The following is a 16,889-nucleotide window of genomic DNA, read 5'->3' on the forward strand; positions in this document are numbered from 1 at the left end:
CCCACCGTGGCACGGGCCTGAGTCCGGCCGGACGCCGACAGGAGGTGCCCGCACGGCGTGCCCCGCAGGGGTGTGCGCGCGGCGTGTGCGATGCACCATGGCTGCATGCTGCTGAGCCGGCTCGCCCAAGTCTCGCAGGAGGTCGCCGCCACCTCGGCGCGGTCCCGGAAGATCGGGCTGCTCGCCGAGCTGTTCCGGGACGCCGACGCGGACGACGTCCCGATCGTGATCCCGTACCTCGCGGGCCGGCTGCCCCAGGGGCGGCTCGGCGTCGGCTGGAAGGTGCTGAGCCGGCCCGTCGCCCCGGCCGCCGAGCCCGCACTCACCGTGCGGGAGGTGCACGCGCTGCTCACCGAGCTGGGTGAGGTCTCCGGCACCGGCGCGCAGGAGCGCAGGGCCCGCCTGGTGGGGGAACTGATGGCGGCGGCCACCGCCGAGGAGCAGCGCTTCCTGCTCGGGCTGATCACCGGTGAGGTGCGGCAGGGCGCGTTGGACGCGGTCGCCGTGGAGGGGCTGGCCCGGGCGACCGGGGCACCCGCTGCCGACGTCAGGCGGGCGGTGATGCTGGCCGGTTCGCTGCAGACGGTGGCGCAGGCCCTGCTGGCACGGGGGCCGGAGGCCCTGGAGGGGTTCCGGCTGACCGTGGGCCGCCCGGTGCTTCCGATGCTGGCGCACACCGCCGCCTCCGTTTCCGAGGCCGTGGACAAGCTGGGCGTGTGTGCCGTCGAGGAGAAGCTCGACGGCATCCGCGTCCAGCTGCACCGCGACGGCGACGACGTACGCGTGTACACCCGGACCCTGGACGACATCACCGACCGCCTGCCCGAGCTCACCGGGGCCGCGCTGGACCTGAAGGGCGAACGGTTCATCCTGGACGGCGAGGTGATCGCGCTGGACGGGGCGGGGCGGCCGCGGTCCTTCCAGGAGACGGCCGGACGCGTGGGCTCCCGCGTGGACGTGGTCACGGCCGCGCGGACCGTGCCCGTCTCCCCCGTCTTCTTCGACGCGCTGTCCGTCGACGGACAGGACCTGCTGGACCTGCCGTTCGCCGAACGGCACGCGGAGCTGGCGCGGCTGGTGCCCGAGCCGATGCGGGTGCGGCGCACGCTCGTCGACGGCCCGGCGGACCTCTCCGCGGCGGAACGGTTCCTCGCCGACACGCTGGAACGCGGCCACGAAGGGGTCGTGATCAAGGCGCTCGACGCCCCCTACAGCGCGGGCCGGCGCGGTGCGTCCTGGCTGAAGGTCAAGCCCGTGCACACCCTCGACCTGGTCGTCCTGGCGGCCGAGTGGGGCCACGGACGGCGCACCGGCAAGCTCTCGAACCTGCACCTGGGCGCGCGGGACGCGGACGGGTCCTTCGCGATGCTCGGCAAGACCTTCAAGGGCATGACCGACGCGATGCTCGCCTGGCAGACCGAGCGGCTCCGGGAGCTGGCCGTCGAGGACGACGGTCACGTGGTGACCGTACGGCCCGAACTCGTCGTCGAGATCGCGTACGACGGTCTCCAGCGGTCCACCCGCTACCCGGCCGGTGTCACCCTGCGTTTCGCGCGCGTCGTGCGCTACCGCGAGGACAAGGCCGCGGCCGAGGCCGACACGGTCGCGACGCTGCTGGCCGCGCATCGGGAGGTCACGCGATGAGGGGGAAGCACAGCGCGGGGCTGCTGCTGTTCCGGCGCACCGACGACGGCCTGGAGGTCCTGCTCGGCCACATGGGCGGCCCGTTCTTCGCGCGACGCGACGCCGGGGCCTGGACCGTCCCGAAGGGCGAGTACGAGGCCGACGAGACCCCCTGGGCCGCGGCGCGCCGTGAGTTCCAGGAGGAGCTGGGGCTGTTGCCGCCCGACGGGCAGGCGCTCCCGCTCGGCGAGGTCACCCAGACCAACGGCAAGGTCGTCACGGCCTGGGCGATCGAGGCGGACCTGGACCCGGCCTCCGTCGTCCCCGGCACCTTCGAGATGGAGTGGCCGCCCAAGTCCGGCCGCCGGCAGGAGTTCCCCGAGCTGGACCGGGTGGAGTGGCTCGGTCTGGACCGGGCGCGGACGCTGATCGTGAAGGCGCAGGGGGAGTTTCTCGACCGGCTCGCCGAACACTCGTCCTGAGCGGCGCACTCTGCGTTGCGGTGTGGGGTACGGCGCGGGAGGGTCGAAGACACAACCCGCTCCAGGAGGTCGGCCATGCCCATCGCGACGGTGAACCCGGCGAACGGCGAGACGCTCAAGACGTTCGACGCCCTGAGCGCGGAGGAGATCGAGCGCAGGCTCGCCCTCGCCGAGTCCGCGTTCCGCACCCACCGCACCACGTCCTTCGCCGAGCGGGCCCGGCTGCTGCACCGCGCCGCCGACCTCCTCGACGAGGATCTGCAGACCATCGGCCGGGTGATGACCACGGAGATGGGGAAGCCGGTCAAGCAGGCCCGCGCGGAGGCCGCGAAGTGCGCGAAGGCGATGCGCTGGTACGCGGACCACGCCGAGCGTCTGCTGGCCGACGAGGAGCCCGACCCGTCCGACGCCAAGGACTCCGGCGCCTCCCGGGTCCTGGTGCGGTACCGGCCGCTGGGCCCCGTCCTGGCCGTCATGCCGTGGAACTTCCCGCTGTGGCAGGTGGTCCGGTTCGCCGCGCCGGCGCTGATGGCGGGCAACGTGGGCCTGCTCAAGCACGCCTCGAACGTGCCGCAGACCGCCCTGTACCTGGAGGAACTGTTCCGCCGGGCGGGCTTCGCCGAGGGCTGTTTCCAGACGCTGCTGATCGGCTCGGGCGCCGTCGAGGGCGTCCTGCGCGACCCGCGCGTGAAGGCGGCCACGCTGACCGGGAGCGAGCCCGCGGGCCGGGCGGTCGCGTCGGTGGCCGGGGACGAGGTGAAGAAGACCGTCCTGGAGCTGGGCGGCAGCGACCCGTACGTCGTCATGCCGTCGGCGGACATCGACCGGGCGGCGCGGATCGCGGTGACGGCCCGGGTGCAGAACAACGGGCAGTCGTGCATCGCGGCCAAGCGGTTCATCGTGCACGCGGACGTGTTCGACGCCTTCGCCGAGCGGTTCACGGCGGGCATGGCGGCGCTGAAGGTCGGCGACCCGCTGGACGAGGACACGGACGTCGGTCCGCTCTCCACCGAGCAGGGCCGCAGCGACCTGGAGGAACTGGTCGACGACGCCGTGGAGAACGGCGCGAACGTGCTGTGCGGCGGCGAGCGTCCCGAGGGATACCGGGACCGGGGCTGGTACTACGCGCCGACGATTCTCGCCGACATCACCCCGCAGATGCGCATCCACCAGGAGGAGGCCTTCGGGCCGGTCGCCACGCTGTACCGCGTGGCGGACCTCGACGAGGCGGTGGCCCTCGCCAACGACACGCCGTTCGGGCTGAGTTCGAACGTGTGGACGCGTGACGAGGGCGAGGTGGACCGGTTCGTCCGCGACCTGGAGGCCGGCGGCGTGTACGTCAACGGGATGACGGCGTCGCACCCGGCGTTCCCGTTCGGCGGGGTGAAACGGTCCGGTTACGGACGTGAGCTGTCCGAGCACGGAATCCGCGAGTTCTGCAACATCACCACGGTATGGCACGGAGCGTGAGCGTTCCGCAGTTACGATCCCCTCTGTGAACCGCGAAGTGACCCTGCCTCTGATCGTCGACGACCGCGGAACGTTGCAGGTGGCGGCCGCCGACGTCAGCAAGCTGCTGCGGACGGTGGGCGGCCGGTGGCTGCATCTGGTGGAGGCCGGCCAGGACGGGCTCGACGAGGACACCGTGGCCGCGCTCACGATCGAACTGGCCAAGCTGGCCGACCGCATCGACGTGGCCTGCATCGCGCACAGCAGCGGCACGAGGGGCGACTGACGCACCCTCGGGCCGGCCGCGCGGGCCGGGCCCGGCTCAGGCGACCCGCTGGTCCAGCTCCCACAGGGCGTGCCAGAACCTCGACTCGTAGGCCTGGAGCAGCCGGCCGAAGCGGTGCACCTCCTCCTCCGAGATCTGCCCGGCGTCGAGTCCCTCCTGCACCGCGGCCAGCGCGTGCCGCTCCAGCTCGGGAGCGGGCTCGGCGAACAGGTCGAAGAAGCCGCAGGCCACGTCGTCCAGTCCGTAGTGGCGGCGCAGCGCATCGGCGATCGTGCCGCAATAGCCGCCCCATGCGGCGAAGTTGGCGTTGAGCGCCAGGACCACGTCGGCCGGGGAGCCGTTCAGGGCGAGCCAGGCGACGTAGGCCGGATAGGCCTGGCAGTCCGGCAGCCACTCGTGCGCCGCCCGCTCCTCGTCGGCCCCGACCGCGGCGGCGTAGGCACCCAGCCGATCCTGGGCCAAGGCCTCACCCTCGGCGAGCAGGGTGAAGTACGCGGCGCCCGCCGGAGACGCCCCCTCGCCCGCCGCGGCCGGGCCCGGAGCGCCCGACTTCCCCCGCACCGCCGCCTCCTGGGCCGCGCCCGCCGGCACCGCGGACGTCGCCGCCCCCGCCGACCGTTCGGCCAGATGCAGGAAGGCGCGCCGGTCCGCGGCGATCACATGGGACTGTTCGAGGGCCAGCGCGGCCAGCGTGGTCCGCCGCGCGGCGCCTCGCGCGATCAGCGGCAGAAGACGGTTGGCACGAGGGTCCGGGGCGAGCTTCCCGGTCGTGCTCTCCAGCAGCTCCCTGGCCGTCCGCATCATCGGGCACCCCTTCGGTTTCGACTGCTCCGAGGCCCTTTCCAACAGGGTCCCACGCCCACACAAAGATCCCCTCAATGGAGTAACCCGACGAGATATCGCCGCTCGGACGGGTGATCGTGGGTGAACCACCCGGAGGGCGCAGCGCCCACCGGAAGGCGAAAGAAGGCGCGCACCATGGCGACTTTGTGCAGACCCTCGGTATCGGTCCCGGAGTACGTGATCACGATGGAGGAGACGCTGGAGCTGGCGCGCTCCCGTCACGAGGATCACCCCCAACTGCCGCTGGCACTCAGGCTCATCGAGAACACAGGCGTCAAGACCCGGCACATCGTCCAGCCCATCGAGGAGACGCTGAAGCACCCGGGTTTCGAAGACCGCAACAAGGTCTACGAGAGTGAGGCCAAGGCGCGGGTACCCGCCGTCGTACAGCGGGCACTTGACGACGCCGAGCTGCTCACCACCGACATCGACGTGATCATCTACGTCTCGTGCACCGGGTTCATGATGCCCTCGCTCACGGCGTGGCTGATCAACTCGATGGGCTTCAGCAGCGACACCCGGCAGATACCCATAGCCCAGCTGGGCTGCGCCGCGGGAGGCGCCGCGATCAATCGGGCGCACGACTTCTGCACGGCGTACCCCGACGCCAACGCACTCATCGTGGCCTGCGAGTTCTGCTCGCTGTGCTACCAGCCGACCGACCTCGGCGTCGGTTCCCTGCTGTCCAACGGCCTGTTCGGCGACGGCATCGCCGCCGCGGCCGTCCGCGGCAACGGCGGAACCGGCATCGAACTGGAGCGCAACGGCTCGTACCTGATCCCCAAGACCGAAGAGTGGATCATGTACGACGTCCGCGCGACGGGCTTCCACTTCCTGCTCGACAAGCGGGTGCCCGGCACGATGGAACCACTCGCCCCCGCCCTGCACTCGCTCGCGCGGCAGCACGGCTGGGACGCCTCCGACCTGGACTTCTACATCATCCACGCGGGCGGTCCGAGGATCCTCGACGACCTCAGCAAGTTCCTCGAAGTCCCGCCGGACGCCTTCCGGTTCAGCCGGGCGACCCTCACCGAGTACGGCAACATCGCCAGCGCCGTGGTGCTGGACGCGCTGCGCCGGCTCTTCGAGGAGGGCGGCGCCGAGCACGCCTCGCGCGGACTGCTCGCGGGCTTCGGCCCCGGCATCACCGCGGAGATGTCCCTGGGTCGCTGGAACACCGGCGACAGGACGGCGTGAGGGTCATGGCCGAGGACATCCTCACGGAGGCGTTGCCTCCCGTCCGGCACTGGCCTGCCCTCGACCTGAAGGGCGTGGATTTCGACCCGGTCCTCACGGATCTCATGCGTGAGGGCCCGGTCACCAGGATCCAGCTGCCCAACGGCGAGGGCTGGGCCTGGCTGGTGACCCGGCACGACGATGTGCGCGTGGTCGCCAACGATCCCCGGTTCAGCCGTGAGGCGGTCATGGACCAGCGGGTCACCAGGCTCGCCCCGCACTTCATCCCGACGCGTGGCGCGGTGGGTTTCCTGGACCCGCCCGACCACACCCGGCTGCGCCGCTCGGTGGCCGCCGCTTTCACGGCGCGCGGCGTCGAGCGGGTGCGGGCGAAGTCCCGGCAGGTGCTGGACGGGCTGGTCGACGATCTGCTCCAGGGCGGTCCGCCCGCCGACCTCACGGCGACGGTCCTGAGCCCGTTCCCCATCGCGGTCATCTGCGAGTTGATGGGGGTCCCGACCGTCGACCGGCACCGAATGCACGCCTGGACCCAGCTGATCCTGTCCTCCTCGCACGGCGCCGACGTCAGCGAGCGGGCCAAGGAGGAGATGAGCGCGTACTTCGGGAAGCTGATCGCGGACCGGGCCGGGAGCACCGGCGAGGACGTCACCTCGCTGCTCGGCGCCGCCGTGGGACGCGAAGAGGTGACGCTGGAGGAGGCCGTCGGGCTCGCCGTTCTTCTGCAGATCGGCGGCGAGGCGGTCACCAACAACAGCGGACAGCTCTTCTACATCCTGATGACACGCCCGGATCTGGTGGCACGACTGCGGGCCGAGCCGGAGATCCGCCCCCAGGCGATCGACGAGCTGCTGCGCTACATCCCGCACCGCAACGCGGTCGGGCTGTCGCGGATCGCGACCCAGGACGTGGAGATCAAGGGTGTACGGATCCGGGCGGGCGACGCGATCTATGTGTCGTACCTGGCCGCGAACCGGGACCCGGACGTCTTCCCCGACCCGGAGACGATCGACTTCTCACGCAGCCCCAATCCGCATGTGGCGTTCGGCCACGGCCCGCACTACTGCCCCGGCGGGATGCTGGCCAGGCTGGAGTCCGAGCTCCTCGTCGACGCGCTGCTGGACCGGATCCCGGGCCTGCGGCTCGCCGTGCCGCCCGATCGGGTCTCCTTCCGGAAGGGCGCACTGATCCGTGGTCCCGAAGCCCTGCCCGTGATGTGGTGAGCGACCCATGACGAGGACCGAAGGACTGCTTGTGCCACCGGGTCACGGCCGGGTGGTGCGTACACCGGCCCAGCACGTGACCTTCAAGGTGACCGGCTCGCACTCGCGGGCGGCCTCCACCTTCGAGGTGGAGGTCCCCCCGGGCTTCGACGTCGGCGCCCATGTGCACACACGCAGCGAGGAGTTGTTCTACGTGCTCGAAGGCGAGCTGGACGTGCTCGCCTTCGAGCCCCGCGTGCGGACACCCGACAACTGGCAGAAGTGGGAGTCCACTTCGGGCAACCGGGTGGTCCGCGCGACACCGGGCACGGTGATCGTCGTACCGCCCGGGTGTCCGCACGCATTCGCCAACCCGACGGACCGCCAGGCCAAGATGTTCTTCCAGGCCTCCCCGCCGCCCGACCACGAGCGGTACTTCGAGGAGTTGCTGGAGATTCTCGACTCGGGCGGTCCGCCGGACCACGAGGCGATCGAGGAACTGCGCGGCCGCTACGACATCGAGCAGCTCACGCCGCTCCGGATCCGCTAGCGGATGGGCATTCCCGCGAGGGTGCGGGCGATGACCAGTCGCTGGATCTCGCTCGTCCCCTCGAAGATCGTGTAGATCGCGGCGTCCCGGTGCATGCGCTCGACCGGGTACTCGCGGGTGTAACCGTTGCCGCCCAGGATCTGGATCGCCTGGGCGGTGACCTTCTTGGCGGTCTCGCTGGCGAACAGCTTCGACATGGAGCCCTCGGCCGCCGTGAACGGCTTGCCGTTGACCGCCATCCATGAGGCGCGCCAGACCAGCAGCCGGGCCGCGTCGATCGACGTCCGCATGTCGGCGAGCTGGAAGGCGACACCCTGGTTGTCGATGATCGGCCGGCCGAACTGCTCACGGGTCGTGGCGTACTGGAGGGCGACCTCGTACGCGGCCCGCGCGGTGCCGACCGCCATGGCGCCGACGGCCGGGCGGGAGGCCTCGAAGGTCGCCATCGCGGCGTTCTTCACGCGCTCGCCGCCCGTCCTCGCGCGCTCACGGGCGCGGGCGAGGCGCTCGTCGAGCTTCTCCTTGCCGCCGAGGAGGCAGGACCCGGGGACGCGGACGTCCTCCAGGACGACCTCGGCGGTGTGCGAGGCACGGATGCCGTGCTTCTTGAACTTCTGGCCCTGGGAGAGACCGGGGGTGTTCGGCGGGACGATGAAGGACGCGTGGCCCTTGGAGCCGAGCTCGGGGTCGACGACCGCGACGACCACGTGGACGTTGGCGATGCCGCCGTTGGTCGCCCAGGTCTTGGTGCCGTTGAGGACCCACTCGTCCTTGGCCTGGTCGTACACGGCACGGGTGCGCATGGAGGCGACGTCGGACCCGGCGTCGGGCTCCGATGAGCAGAAGGCCGCGACCTTGACATCGTTGACATCGCCGTACATCTGGGGGATCCAGGTGCCGATCTGCTCCTCGGTGCCGTTGGCGAGGACGCCCACGGCGGCGAGGCCGGTGCCGACGATGGAGAGGGCGATGCCCGCGTCACCCCAGAACAGCTCCTCCATCGCCATCGGTATGCCGAGGCCGGTGGAGTCGAAGTACTGCTGGGCGTAGAAGTCGAGCGAGTAGATTCCCACCTTCGCGGCTTCCTGGATGACCGGCCAGGGAGTCTCTTCGCGCTCGTCCCATTCGGCGGCCGCGGGGCGGATGACATCGGCGGCGAAGCCGTGCAGCCAGTCCCGGACCTCCTTCTGTTCGTCGTTGAGCTCCATGGTGAACTCGGCCATGACCCCTCCAGCACTGCACTAATCTGTTACTTGCGGTAACGGGAGTGTGTTACCGACCAGTAGGAAAAGTCAACTCCCGGATCGAGCTCGGCAGCCCGTTCGATACGCATCCGCCGATGAGTGTTAGTTTGCGCAGGCGTCACCGAAACACCACGGGTGGGGAGAGCACATGGACACCACACAGCGGACCGATCAGCAGAGGTCCGCCGACCGCCGCCGGCGTGAGCTGCTGGAGGCCGCCGACAAGGTGGTGCTCCGCGACGGCCCCGGGGCCTCGATGAACGCCATCGCCGCCGAGGCGGGCATCACGAAGCCGATCCTGTACCGCCACTTCGGCGACAAGGGCGGGCTGTACGCGGCGCTCGCCAAGCGGCACACGGACGCCCTCCTCGGAGCGCTGCGGGCCGCTCTGGACGCACCGGCCGGACGCCGTGAGCGGGTCGAGTCGACGCTCGACACCTATCTGGCGGCCATCGAGGCCCGTCCGCAGGTGTACCGCTTCCTGATGCATCCGGCGGAGGGTGCCCAGCCGCCCGGCGACGCGGGCTTCGACGTCGGCAAGCACTCCGCCCCGCTGCTGCGCCGCATGGGCGAGGAGCTGGCCGAGGTCATCGAGGAGCGCGTCGACCTGGGCCCGGGCAGCCAGCAGCTGGCACGGGTGTGGGGACACGGGATCGTCGGCATGATGCATGCCGCCGGAGACTGGTGGCTCGGCGAACGCCCCTGCTCGCGAGCCGAGTTGGTCCGCAGCCTGGCCGATCTCCTGTGGGGCCGCCTGGCCGCCGCCGGCGACCGCGTCGGCGGCCCCGGCTTCTGACCCGCCTCGCAAGGGGCGCGGAGACCTCCGCGCCCCACACGGGCCACGACGAACGGCACGCCCGGCCACGACGAACCCGCGCCCGAACAACCGGGCCCACCCCCACAATGGGCGCGAGGAACTGCGCACCCAGCCACAACCAACCCGCAGCCGAACGACGGGGCTCACCCCGCAAGGGGTGCGGCCCCGCAAAGGGTGCGGCCGAGCGCCGGAGCTGCGGCCCACCCGCCCACGGGGCACCGCACCCGTGGCCGAGGGCCGGCCTCAGCCACCCCAGGAAGCCCGCGCAGCCTGCCGCAGCACGCGGCGACGACGCCACCCCCGCAGCCGGTCCACGTACACCTCACCGGCCAGGTGGTCGCACTCGTGCTGGAGGCACCGGGCGAACCACCCGGTGCCGTGCAGCCGCACCGGCTCGCCGTCCGCCGTGAACCCCTCCACGACCGCGTGGTCGTAGCGCTCGGTGCCGGCCTCCAGCCCCGGCAGCGACAGACATCCCTCCGGTCCGCGCAGCACGACACCGTCCGCCTCGACGAGCCGCGGGTTCACCACGTGTCCCCGATGGCGGACGTCCTCGTCGTCCGGGCAGTCGTACACGAAGACCCGCAGCGGTACGCCGACCTGGTTCGCGGCCAGGCCGACGCCCTCCGCCGCGTACATCGTCGCGAACATGTCCTCGACCAGCCGGGCGAGTTCGGGACCGAAGTCGGTGACGTCCTCGCACGGCGTGTGCAGGACGGGGGCGCCGAGCAGGGTGAGGGGCCGGACGCGCCCGTGGGTGCCCGGGATGGAGCCTTGTCGCATGGCGGCAAGGGTACGGTCCTGGAAGGAACGCGAACGTTGCACGGGCACCGTGGTGGTGCCGCGATTCGGGCACCTGAGTGGATCTCGATAGGCTGAGGCCCACACGGTGCCGGGGGCAGAGGCGCGGCGCGTACGCAAGGAGGATCGAGAAACGATGTCAGGCAACTCGGACCCGCTGACGCCGCGGGCCAAGCTGGCCGTGACGGCGGGCAAGGCGGCAGCGGCCGTCTCGCGTGCCGCCGGACGCGGCAGCGGATCGGTGATCGGCGGCCGGGTGGCACTCAAGCTCGACCCAGACCTGCTGGCACGGCTGGCCACCCACCTGGACGTGATCCTGGTCTCGGCCACCAACGGCAAGACCACGACGACCCGGCTGATCGCGGAGGCGCTGCGCGCCGCGGGCCCGGTCGTGTCCAACGCGCTGGGCGCGAACATGCCGGCCGGCATCACCTCGGCGCTCGCCGGCGGCTCGGACGCCAAGTTCGCGGTGATCGAGGTCGACGAGAAGTACCTCTCCGGTGTCGCGCGTGACACGGACCCGAAGTGCATCGCCCTGCTCAACCTCTCCCGCGACCAGCTCGACCGGGCCGCCGAGACCCGCATGATGGCCGAGCACTGGCGCGAGGGGCTGGCCGGCTCCAAGGCCGTCGTGGTCGCCAACGCCGACGACCCGCTCGTCGTGTGGGCCGCCTCCTCCTCACCGAACGTGATGTGGGTCGCCGCCGGCCAGATGTGGAAGGACGACGCCTGGTCCTGCCCGTCCTGCGGCGGTGTCATGCAGCGCCCCGGCGACGACTGGTTCTGCGGCGAGTGCGGCTTCCGCCGCCCCACGCCCACCTGGGCGCTGTCCGGCGACCACGTGCTCGACCCGCACGGCTCCGCCTGGCCGATCCACCTCCAGCTGCCGGGCCGCGCCAACAAGGCGAACGCCGCGTCCTCGGCCGCCGTCGCCGCGGTCTTCGGCGTGCCGCCGCAGGTCGCCCTGGAGCGCATGTACCAGGTGCAGGCGGTGGCCGGACGGTACGACGTGGTGCAGTTCATGCAGCGCGACCTGCGGCTGCTGCTCGCCAAGAACCCCGCGGGCTGGCTGGAGACCTTCTCGCTGATCGACCCGCCGCCGACGCCGGTCATCCTCTCCGTGAACGCGCGTGGCGCCGACGGCACCGACACCTCCTGGCTGTGGGACGTCGACTACACGCGTCTGACCGGGCACCCCATCTTCGTTCTCGGCGACCGCAAGCTGGACCTCGCCGTGCGCCTCGAGGTCGCGAACCAGCACTTCCAGGTCTGCGAGAACCTCGAACAGGCCGTACAGATGGCGCCGCCCGGGCGCATCGAGGTCATCGCCAACTACACCGCATTCCAGGACCTGAGGCGTCGTGTCGGCAACTGAGCCACGGAGGACGAAGAGAATGAGCGACAACAGCCTGCGTCTGGTGTGGATCTACCCTGACCTGCTGAGCACCTACGGCGACCAGGGCAACGCCCTCGTCGTGGAGCGCCGGGCCCGCCAGCGCGGTCTCGACGTGGCCCGCCTCGACGTGCGCAGCGACCAGCCGATCCCGACCTCGGGCGACATCTACCTGATCGGTGGGGGCGAGGACCGGCCGCAGCGGCTCGCCGCGGAGCGTCTGCGCCGCGACGGCGGCCTGCACCGCGCGGTCGCCAACGGCGCGATCGTCTTCTCGGTCTGCGCCGGCTACCAGATCCTCGGCCACGAGTTCATCAACGACCTCGGCCAGCGCGAGCCGGGTCTCGGGCTGCTCGACGTGGTCTCGGTGCGCGGCGAGGGCGAACGGTGCGTCGGTGACGTCCTCGCGGACATCGACCCGCGCCTCGGGCTGCCCCAGCTGACGGGCTTCGAGAACCACCAGGGTGTCACCCACCTCGGCCCCTCCGCGCGCCCGTTCGCGAACGTGCGGCTCGGCAAGGGCAACGGCACGGGCGACGGCACCGAGGGCGCGTACAACGACACGGTGTTCGGCACGTACATGCACGGGCCCGTCCTCGCCCGCAACCCGCAGATCGCGGACCTGCTGCTGAAGCTGGCGCTGGACGTGAACGCGCTGCCGCCGATCGACGACCGGTGGTACGAGGCGCTGCGCAACGAGCGCATCGCGGCCGCGCAGCAGCCCGCGTGAACGCCGTCGCCCGGCAGCCTGCCTGAGCCGGCTCGGAAACGGTTCGGCAGACCCCGGCGAGGACCCCGCACGACGGTCCCGCCGGGGTCTTCGCGTCCGCTCCCCCGCCGCTGGAGTTCCGCTCCGCCGGGGCCCGTCTGACAAGGCCTCCGCTCACCTGTGCGGGCGCGTCCAGCAGGCGGACGCAGGTTACGGAAGGGCCCCCTCCCGCCGGTAGGGTGGCGGTGATCCCGCCGGACAACGTGGTCCGGTCCCCGGCCCACGTTGAGAAGGTATTTCGGGCTATGCGCATTGGTGTCCTCACGTCCGGCGGCGACTGCCCCGGTCTGAACGCCGTCATCCGGTCCGTCGTGCACCGTGCCGTCGTCGACCACGGCGACGAGGTCATCGGCTTCCGGGACGGCTGGAAGGGCCTCCTGGAGTGCGACTACCTCAAGCTCGACCTCGACGCGGTGAGCGGCATCCTGGCTCGCGGCGGCACGATGCTCGGCTCCTCCCGGGTCCAGCCCTCCCACCTGCGGGACGGCGTGGAGCGGGCGAAGGGGCACGTCGAGGAGCTCGGCCTCGACGCGATCATCCCGATCGGGGGCGAGGGCACGCTCAAGGCGGCCCGCCTGCTCTCGGACGGCGGCCTGCCGATCGTCGGCGTGCCGAAGACCATCGACAACGACATCGCGGTCACGGACGTCACCTTCGGTTTCGACACGGCCGTCGGTGTCGCCACCGAGGCGCTCGACCGGCTGAAGACCACCGCCGAGTCCCACCAGCGCGTCCTGGTGGTGGAGGTCATGGGCCGCCACACCGGCTGGATCGCGCTGCACTCCGGCATGGCGGCGGGCGCCCACGCCATCGTCGTACCGGAACGGCCCTTCGACATCGAGGAATTGGCCGCCAGGGTCGGCGAGCGCTTCGAGGCGGGCAAGCGGTTCGCCATCGTCGTGGCCGCCGAGGGCGCCAAGCCGCGGGCCGGCACGATGGAGTTCGACGAGGGCGGCAAGGACATCTACGGGCACGAGCGCTTCGCGGGCATCGCCCGGCAGCTCTCCCTCGAACTGGAGGAGCGCCTCGGCAAGGAGGCCCGCCCGGTGATCCTCGGACACGTGCAGCGTGGCGGCACCCCGACCGCGTACGACCGTGTCCTCGCGACCCGCTTCGGCTGGCACGCCGTGGAGGCCGTGCACCGCGGCGAGTTCGGCAGGATGACCGCGCTGCGCGGCACCGACATCGTGATGGTCTCGCTCGCCGAGGCGGTCGAGACGCTCAAGACGGTGCCCGACGAGCGGTACGCCGAGGCGGAGTGCGTGCTCTGACAGCACCTCCGGAGCGGGCCGCCCCACCCGGTCGTCGCCCGCAGCCGTCGTACGTGGAAGGAACCGCCCCCGGTCGCAGCCGCGACCGGGGGCGGTTCTACTCTGGTGCGGACAGACAGCGCACAACCTCCCCCAGTGGCCCAAAAGCCTGGGAGGCCCCCCACGAAACAGGAGCCGGCGGATGGATCACAGCGGGCACGGCATGACCATGGATCTGCCGCCGTTCACGCTGGGGCGGGGGCTCGAATGGTCCGCGGACCCGTTCTTCCTCGTCGCGTGCCTCGTCGGGCTCGGCCTGTACGGCTGGGGGGTCGTACGGCTCGCGCGGCGCGGTGACAAGTGGCCGGTCGGCCGGACCGTGGCGTTCGTCGTCGGTGTGCTGACCGTGATGCTCGTCATGTGCACCGGGCTGAACGACTACGGCATGGTCATGTTCAGCGTGCACATGGTGCAGCACATGGTGATCAGCATGCTGTCACCGATCCTGATCCTGCTCGGGGCGCCGATCACCCTGGCGCTGCGCGCACTGCCGGTCGCCTCGACGCGAGGCAGCAAGGGCCCCCGTGAACTGCTGCTGATGTTCCTGCACAGCCGGTACATGCGGATCGTCACCCATCCCGCGTTCACCATCCCGCTGTTCATCGCGAGCCTGTACGCGCTGTACTTCTCGCCCCTCTTCGACTTCCTCATGGGTTCCAAGGCCGGGCACATCGCGATGATGTGCCACTTCCTCGCCGTCGGTCTGGTCTTCTTCTGGCCGATCATGGGCGTGGACCCGGGGCCGCATCGCCCCGGCCATCTGATGCGCATGCTGGAGCTGTTCGCGGGCATGCCGTTCCACGCGTTCTTCGGCATCGCCCTGATGATGGCCTCCGAGCCGATGGTCTCGACGTACAAGCACCCGCCCGCGTCGCTCGGCATCGACGCGCTCGCCGACCAGAGCGCGGCGGGCGGCATCGCCTGGGCGTTCAGCGAGATTCCGTCGGTCCTCGTGCTGCTCGCTCTGCTCTTCCAGTGGTACCGGTCGGAGCAACGGCAGGCGAGGCGCACGGACCGGGCCGCGGACCGGGACGGCGACAAGGAACTCGAGGCGTACAACGCCTATCTGGCCTCACTGAACGCGCGCGGTCGCTGAATTAACTTTCCTTTTCTCCTTGCGGGAAAGGCATTTCCATTCAGTAGCATGGAGGAGCGAAGTTCCGCGTCCGGTCGCACGCCCGCGCCGCGGAGTCCACGGGGGAAACCGCAGGGGGAGCGGTCATGACAATTCGCGTTTCCATGCACAGGGCCGTGATATCCACGGTCCGCAGGGCCGCTCTACTGCTGGTTTTCGTGCTGACAATCGGCGGCTGCGGCACATCCGATCAGGCGTTCGCGGTCCGCGCCGTGGCCATGGGCATTTCACAGGCCGATCCCTTCTTCGAGGAGGACGGCCTGCTCGGGCAGGACACCAAGGTTCCCGAGGCGCCGCCGAGCGGCGGGGTGCAGGCCAGCAACAGTCCGGGGCTGTACGGCGGCACCCCGGACGACGGCAGTGACCAGGGCGGGGACGACTCCGGTGGTGACGGTCCCTCCGGGGACGGCACCGGCGACGGCTCCGGGAGCGGTTCCGGTGGGGACGGCTCGGGCGGGAGCACCGCAGGGCGGAACGGCGGCTCACCGGGGCAGGATTCGACCGGTGGGGCCACCGGTGAGTTCGGCGGTTCGACGAAACCCGGCACCTGTGCCGTGGCGAAGCTGAAGCAATTCCTCACCGCACCCGAGAACTCCGCCAAGGCGAAGGAATGGGCACGCGCCCTGCATATCCGCCCGGATATGATCTCGGGTTATATCGATCACCTCACACCCGTGGTACTGCGCCACGACACGCTCGTGACGAACCACCAGTACAAGCACGGCAAGGCCGTCCCCTTCGACGCCTTGCTCCAGGCCGGAATCGCCGTTCTGGTCGACAGGCAGGGACTGCCCGCCGTGAAGTGCTCCTGCGGCAATCCGCTGCGCCCTTCGAAGGTGAACGTCAAAAAGGCGTCCGTGCGGTTCGAGAACGGCAACAAGAAGTGGTCCGGGTACCGGCAGGACCACATCGTCGTCGTCGAACCGCCGCCCGGCGACCACCGGATCGACCGGCTCCAGCTCATCGACGTGCAGGACCCGGACCGGGGCATCGCCCGCCGGCTCGGCACCGACGGCAGTGACGACGAAGCCTTCGACCCGCACGCGGAACACACCGTTCCGACCGTCACCGGCATGTCGTTCGCCGAGGCGACGCAGGCACTGGCCGGGGCGGGGCTGGCGATGGCGTACGACGGTGACGCGCTCCCGCCCGACGACGCCCAGGTCACCGCCTCGCAGCCGGTCGAGGGCAGCACGCTGGAATGGGGTGCGCCCGTGACCCTGTCCGTCGCCGGGGACGACGGCGAGGACGGGAGCACACCCACGGACACCGGCGGCCTCGGCCCGGATCCGAGCGATTCGGGAACCGGCGCCGGCCCGACCGGGACCAGTACCGGTACCGGAACCGGCGGCACGCCCACGGACACCGCCGGCACGACCACCGGAAGCGGCGGAACCCCGACCGACACCACCGGAACCGGCGGCACGCCCACGGACACCGCGGGCACGACCACAGGAAGCGGCGGAACCCCGACCGACACCGCGGGCACCACCTCCGGAACCGGCGGCACGCCCACGGACACCGCGGGCGCCACCACCGGAACCGGCGGAACACCCACCGGCACCGCCGGCGGTACGGGCTACACCAGCGCCGGTCCGAGCGGGGCGACGTCGTCCTCGCCGCCTCCCAGCACCCCCGAGGGGTCCCTCTCCGCGGACCCGGGGCCGAGCGACTCGGTCCCGTCGGGATCCGGTGGTGAGGACTCCGTGCCCGCCGACCCAGGTGTCGGCGAATCCGCGACCGACTCCGGTGGGACCACCGGGGACACGTCCTGACCGGCCACGAACCAGC

16 protein-coding genes are annotated in these 16,889 nt (G+C 71.1%); 13 read left to right on the top strand and 3 right to left on the bottom strand.

Annotation, left to right across the window (positions count from 1 at the left end; translation table 11 throughout):
- Positions 1 to 105 precede the first annotated feature (105 nt).
- The 4 genes from ABEB03_RS40800 (at position 106) to ABEB03_RS40815 (ending at position 3,840) form a co-directional block, all read left to right on the top strand.
- Positions 106 to 1,644, top strand: coding sequence for an ATP-dependent DNA ligase (locus tag ABEB03_RS40800; RefSeq protein ID WP_345658088.1), 1,539 nt, complete (start codon positions 106 to 108; stop codon positions 1,642 to 1,644).
- On the top strand, positions 1,641 to 2,105 hold the full coding sequence (locus tag ABEB03_RS40805) for an NUDIX domain-containing protein (protein ID WP_345658089.1): 465 nt from the start codon (positions 1,641 to 1,643) through the stop codon (positions 2,103 to 2,105). Before ABEB03_RS40800 ends, ABEB03_RS40805 begins: the two co-directional genes overlap by 4 nt.
- 75 nt (positions 2,106 to 2,180) lie before the next feature.
- Positions 2,181 to 3,575: an NADP-dependent succinic semialdehyde dehydrogenase gene (locus ABEB03_RS40810; RefSeq protein ID WP_345658090.1), complete on the top strand. Its 1,395-nt coding sequence runs from the start codon at positions 2,181 to 2,183 to the stop codon at positions 3,573 to 3,575.
- A 25-nt stretch (positions 3,576 to 3,600) separates the two neighbouring features.
- Positions 3,601 to 3,840, top strand: coding sequence for a DUF6213 family protein (locus ABEB03_RS40815; RefSeq protein ID WP_028800367.1), 240 nt, complete (start codon positions 3,601 to 3,603; stop codon positions 3,838 to 3,840).
- 36 nt (positions 3,841 to 3,876) lie between these two features.
- Here the strand turns inward: ABEB03_RS40815 and ABEB03_RS40820 are convergent, their stop codons facing one another.
- Complete coding sequence (locus tag ABEB03_RS40820) at positions 3,877 to 4,644, bottom strand: transcriptional regulator (protein ID WP_345658091.1); 768 nt, start codon at positions 4,642 to 4,644, stop codon at positions 3,877 to 3,879.
- 120 nt (positions 4,645 to 4,764) lie between these two features.
- Here ABEB03_RS40820 and ABEB03_RS40825 point away from each other — a divergent pair, with 120 nt between their 5' ends.
- From ABEB03_RS40825 to ABEB03_RS40835, 3 genes are read left to right on the top strand one after another with little or no spacing between them, the layout of a single operon-like run.
- A complete protein-coding gene (locus ABEB03_RS40825; protein WP_345658092.1) occupies positions 4,765 to 5,880 on the top strand; it encodes a type III polyketide synthase in 1,116 nt (371 codons plus the stop codon).
- 5 nt (positions 5,881 to 5,885) lie between these two features.
- Positions 5,886 to 7,100 (top strand): cytochrome P450, encoded by a 1,215-nt coding sequence (locus ABEB03_RS40830; protein ID WP_345658093.1) that lies wholly within the window; start codon positions 5,886 to 5,888, stop codon positions 7,098 to 7,100.
- 7 nt (positions 7,101 to 7,107) lie between these two features.
- Positions 7,108 to 7,629, top strand: a complete 522-nt coding sequence (locus ABEB03_RS40835; protein ID WP_345658094.1) for a cupin domain-containing protein — start codon at positions 7,108 to 7,110, stop codon at positions 7,627 to 7,629.
- Here the strand turns inward: ABEB03_RS40835 and ABEB03_RS40840 are convergent.
- Positions 7,626 to 8,852, bottom strand: coding sequence for an acyl-CoA dehydrogenase family protein (locus tag ABEB03_RS40840; protein WP_345658095.1), 1,227 nt, complete (start codon positions 8,850 to 8,852; stop codon positions 7,626 to 7,628). The genes ABEB03_RS40835 and ABEB03_RS40840 overlap by 4 nt on opposite strands.
- Before the next feature lie 169 nt (positions 8,853 to 9,021).
- Between ABEB03_RS40840 and ABEB03_RS40845 the strand changes: the two genes are divergently transcribed.
- Entirely contained in the window at positions 9,022 to 9,669 is a 648-nt protein-coding gene (locus ABEB03_RS40845; RefSeq protein ID WP_345658096.1) for a TetR family transcriptional regulator, read from the top strand.
- A 264-nt stretch (positions 9,670 to 9,933) separates the two neighbouring features.
- Here the strand turns inward: ABEB03_RS40845 and def are convergent, their stop codons facing one another.
- Positions 9,934 to 10,473 carry a peptide deformylase gene (gene def, locus ABEB03_RS40850; protein WP_345658097.1) on the bottom strand — a complete coding sequence of 180 codons (540 nt, stop codon included), beginning with the start codon at positions 10,471 to 10,473 and terminating at the stop codon, positions 9,934 to 9,936.
- A gap of 154 nt (positions 10,474 to 10,627) precedes the next feature.
- On the opposite strand from def, the gene ABEB03_RS40855 reads away from it, so the two are divergent.
- The 5 genes from ABEB03_RS40855 to ABEB03_RS40875 all read left to right on the top strand — a co-directional run bounded on the left by ABEB03_RS40855 (position 10,628) and on the right by ABEB03_RS40875 (position 16,873).
- On the top strand, positions 10,628 to 11,866 hold the full coding sequence (locus ABEB03_RS40855) for a MurT ligase domain-containing protein (RefSeq protein ID WP_095932785.1): 1,239 nt from the start codon (positions 10,628 to 10,630) through the stop codon (positions 11,864 to 11,866).
- Between the two features lie 19 nt (positions 11,867 to 11,885).
- Complete coding sequence (locus ABEB03_RS40860) at positions 11,886 to 12,614, top strand: type 1 glutamine amidotransferase (protein ID WP_345658098.1); 729 nt, start codon at positions 11,886 to 11,888, stop codon at positions 12,612 to 12,614.
- Positions 12,615 to 12,898: 284 nt separating this feature from the next.
- On the top strand, positions 12,899 to 13,924 hold the full coding sequence (locus ABEB03_RS40865; RefSeq protein WP_345658099.1) for a 6-phosphofructokinase: 1,026 nt from the start codon (positions 12,899 to 12,901) through the stop codon (positions 13,922 to 13,924).
- Between the two features lie 181 nt (positions 13,925 to 14,105).
- The gene (locus tag ABEB03_RS40870) at positions 14,106 to 15,059 is read left to right on the top strand and encodes a cytochrome c oxidase assembly protein (RefSeq protein WP_345658100.1); all 954 of its coding nucleotides are present in this window, start codon (positions 14,106 to 14,108) and stop codon (positions 15,057 to 15,059) included.
- Positions 15,060 to 15,184: 125 nt separating this feature from the next.
- The gene (locus ABEB03_RS40875; RefSeq protein ID WP_345658101.1) at positions 15,185 to 16,873 is read left to right on the top strand and encodes a DUF6777 domain-containing protein; all 1,689 of its coding nucleotides are present in this window, start codon (positions 15,185 to 15,187) and stop codon (positions 16,871 to 16,873) included.
- Positions 16,874 to 16,889 lie beyond the last annotated feature (16 nt).

This window comes from Streptomyces siamensis, from assembly GCF_039543605.1.
Lineage (GTDB): Bacteria > Actinomycetota > Actinomycetes > Streptomycetales > Streptomycetaceae > Streptomyces > Streptomyces siamensis.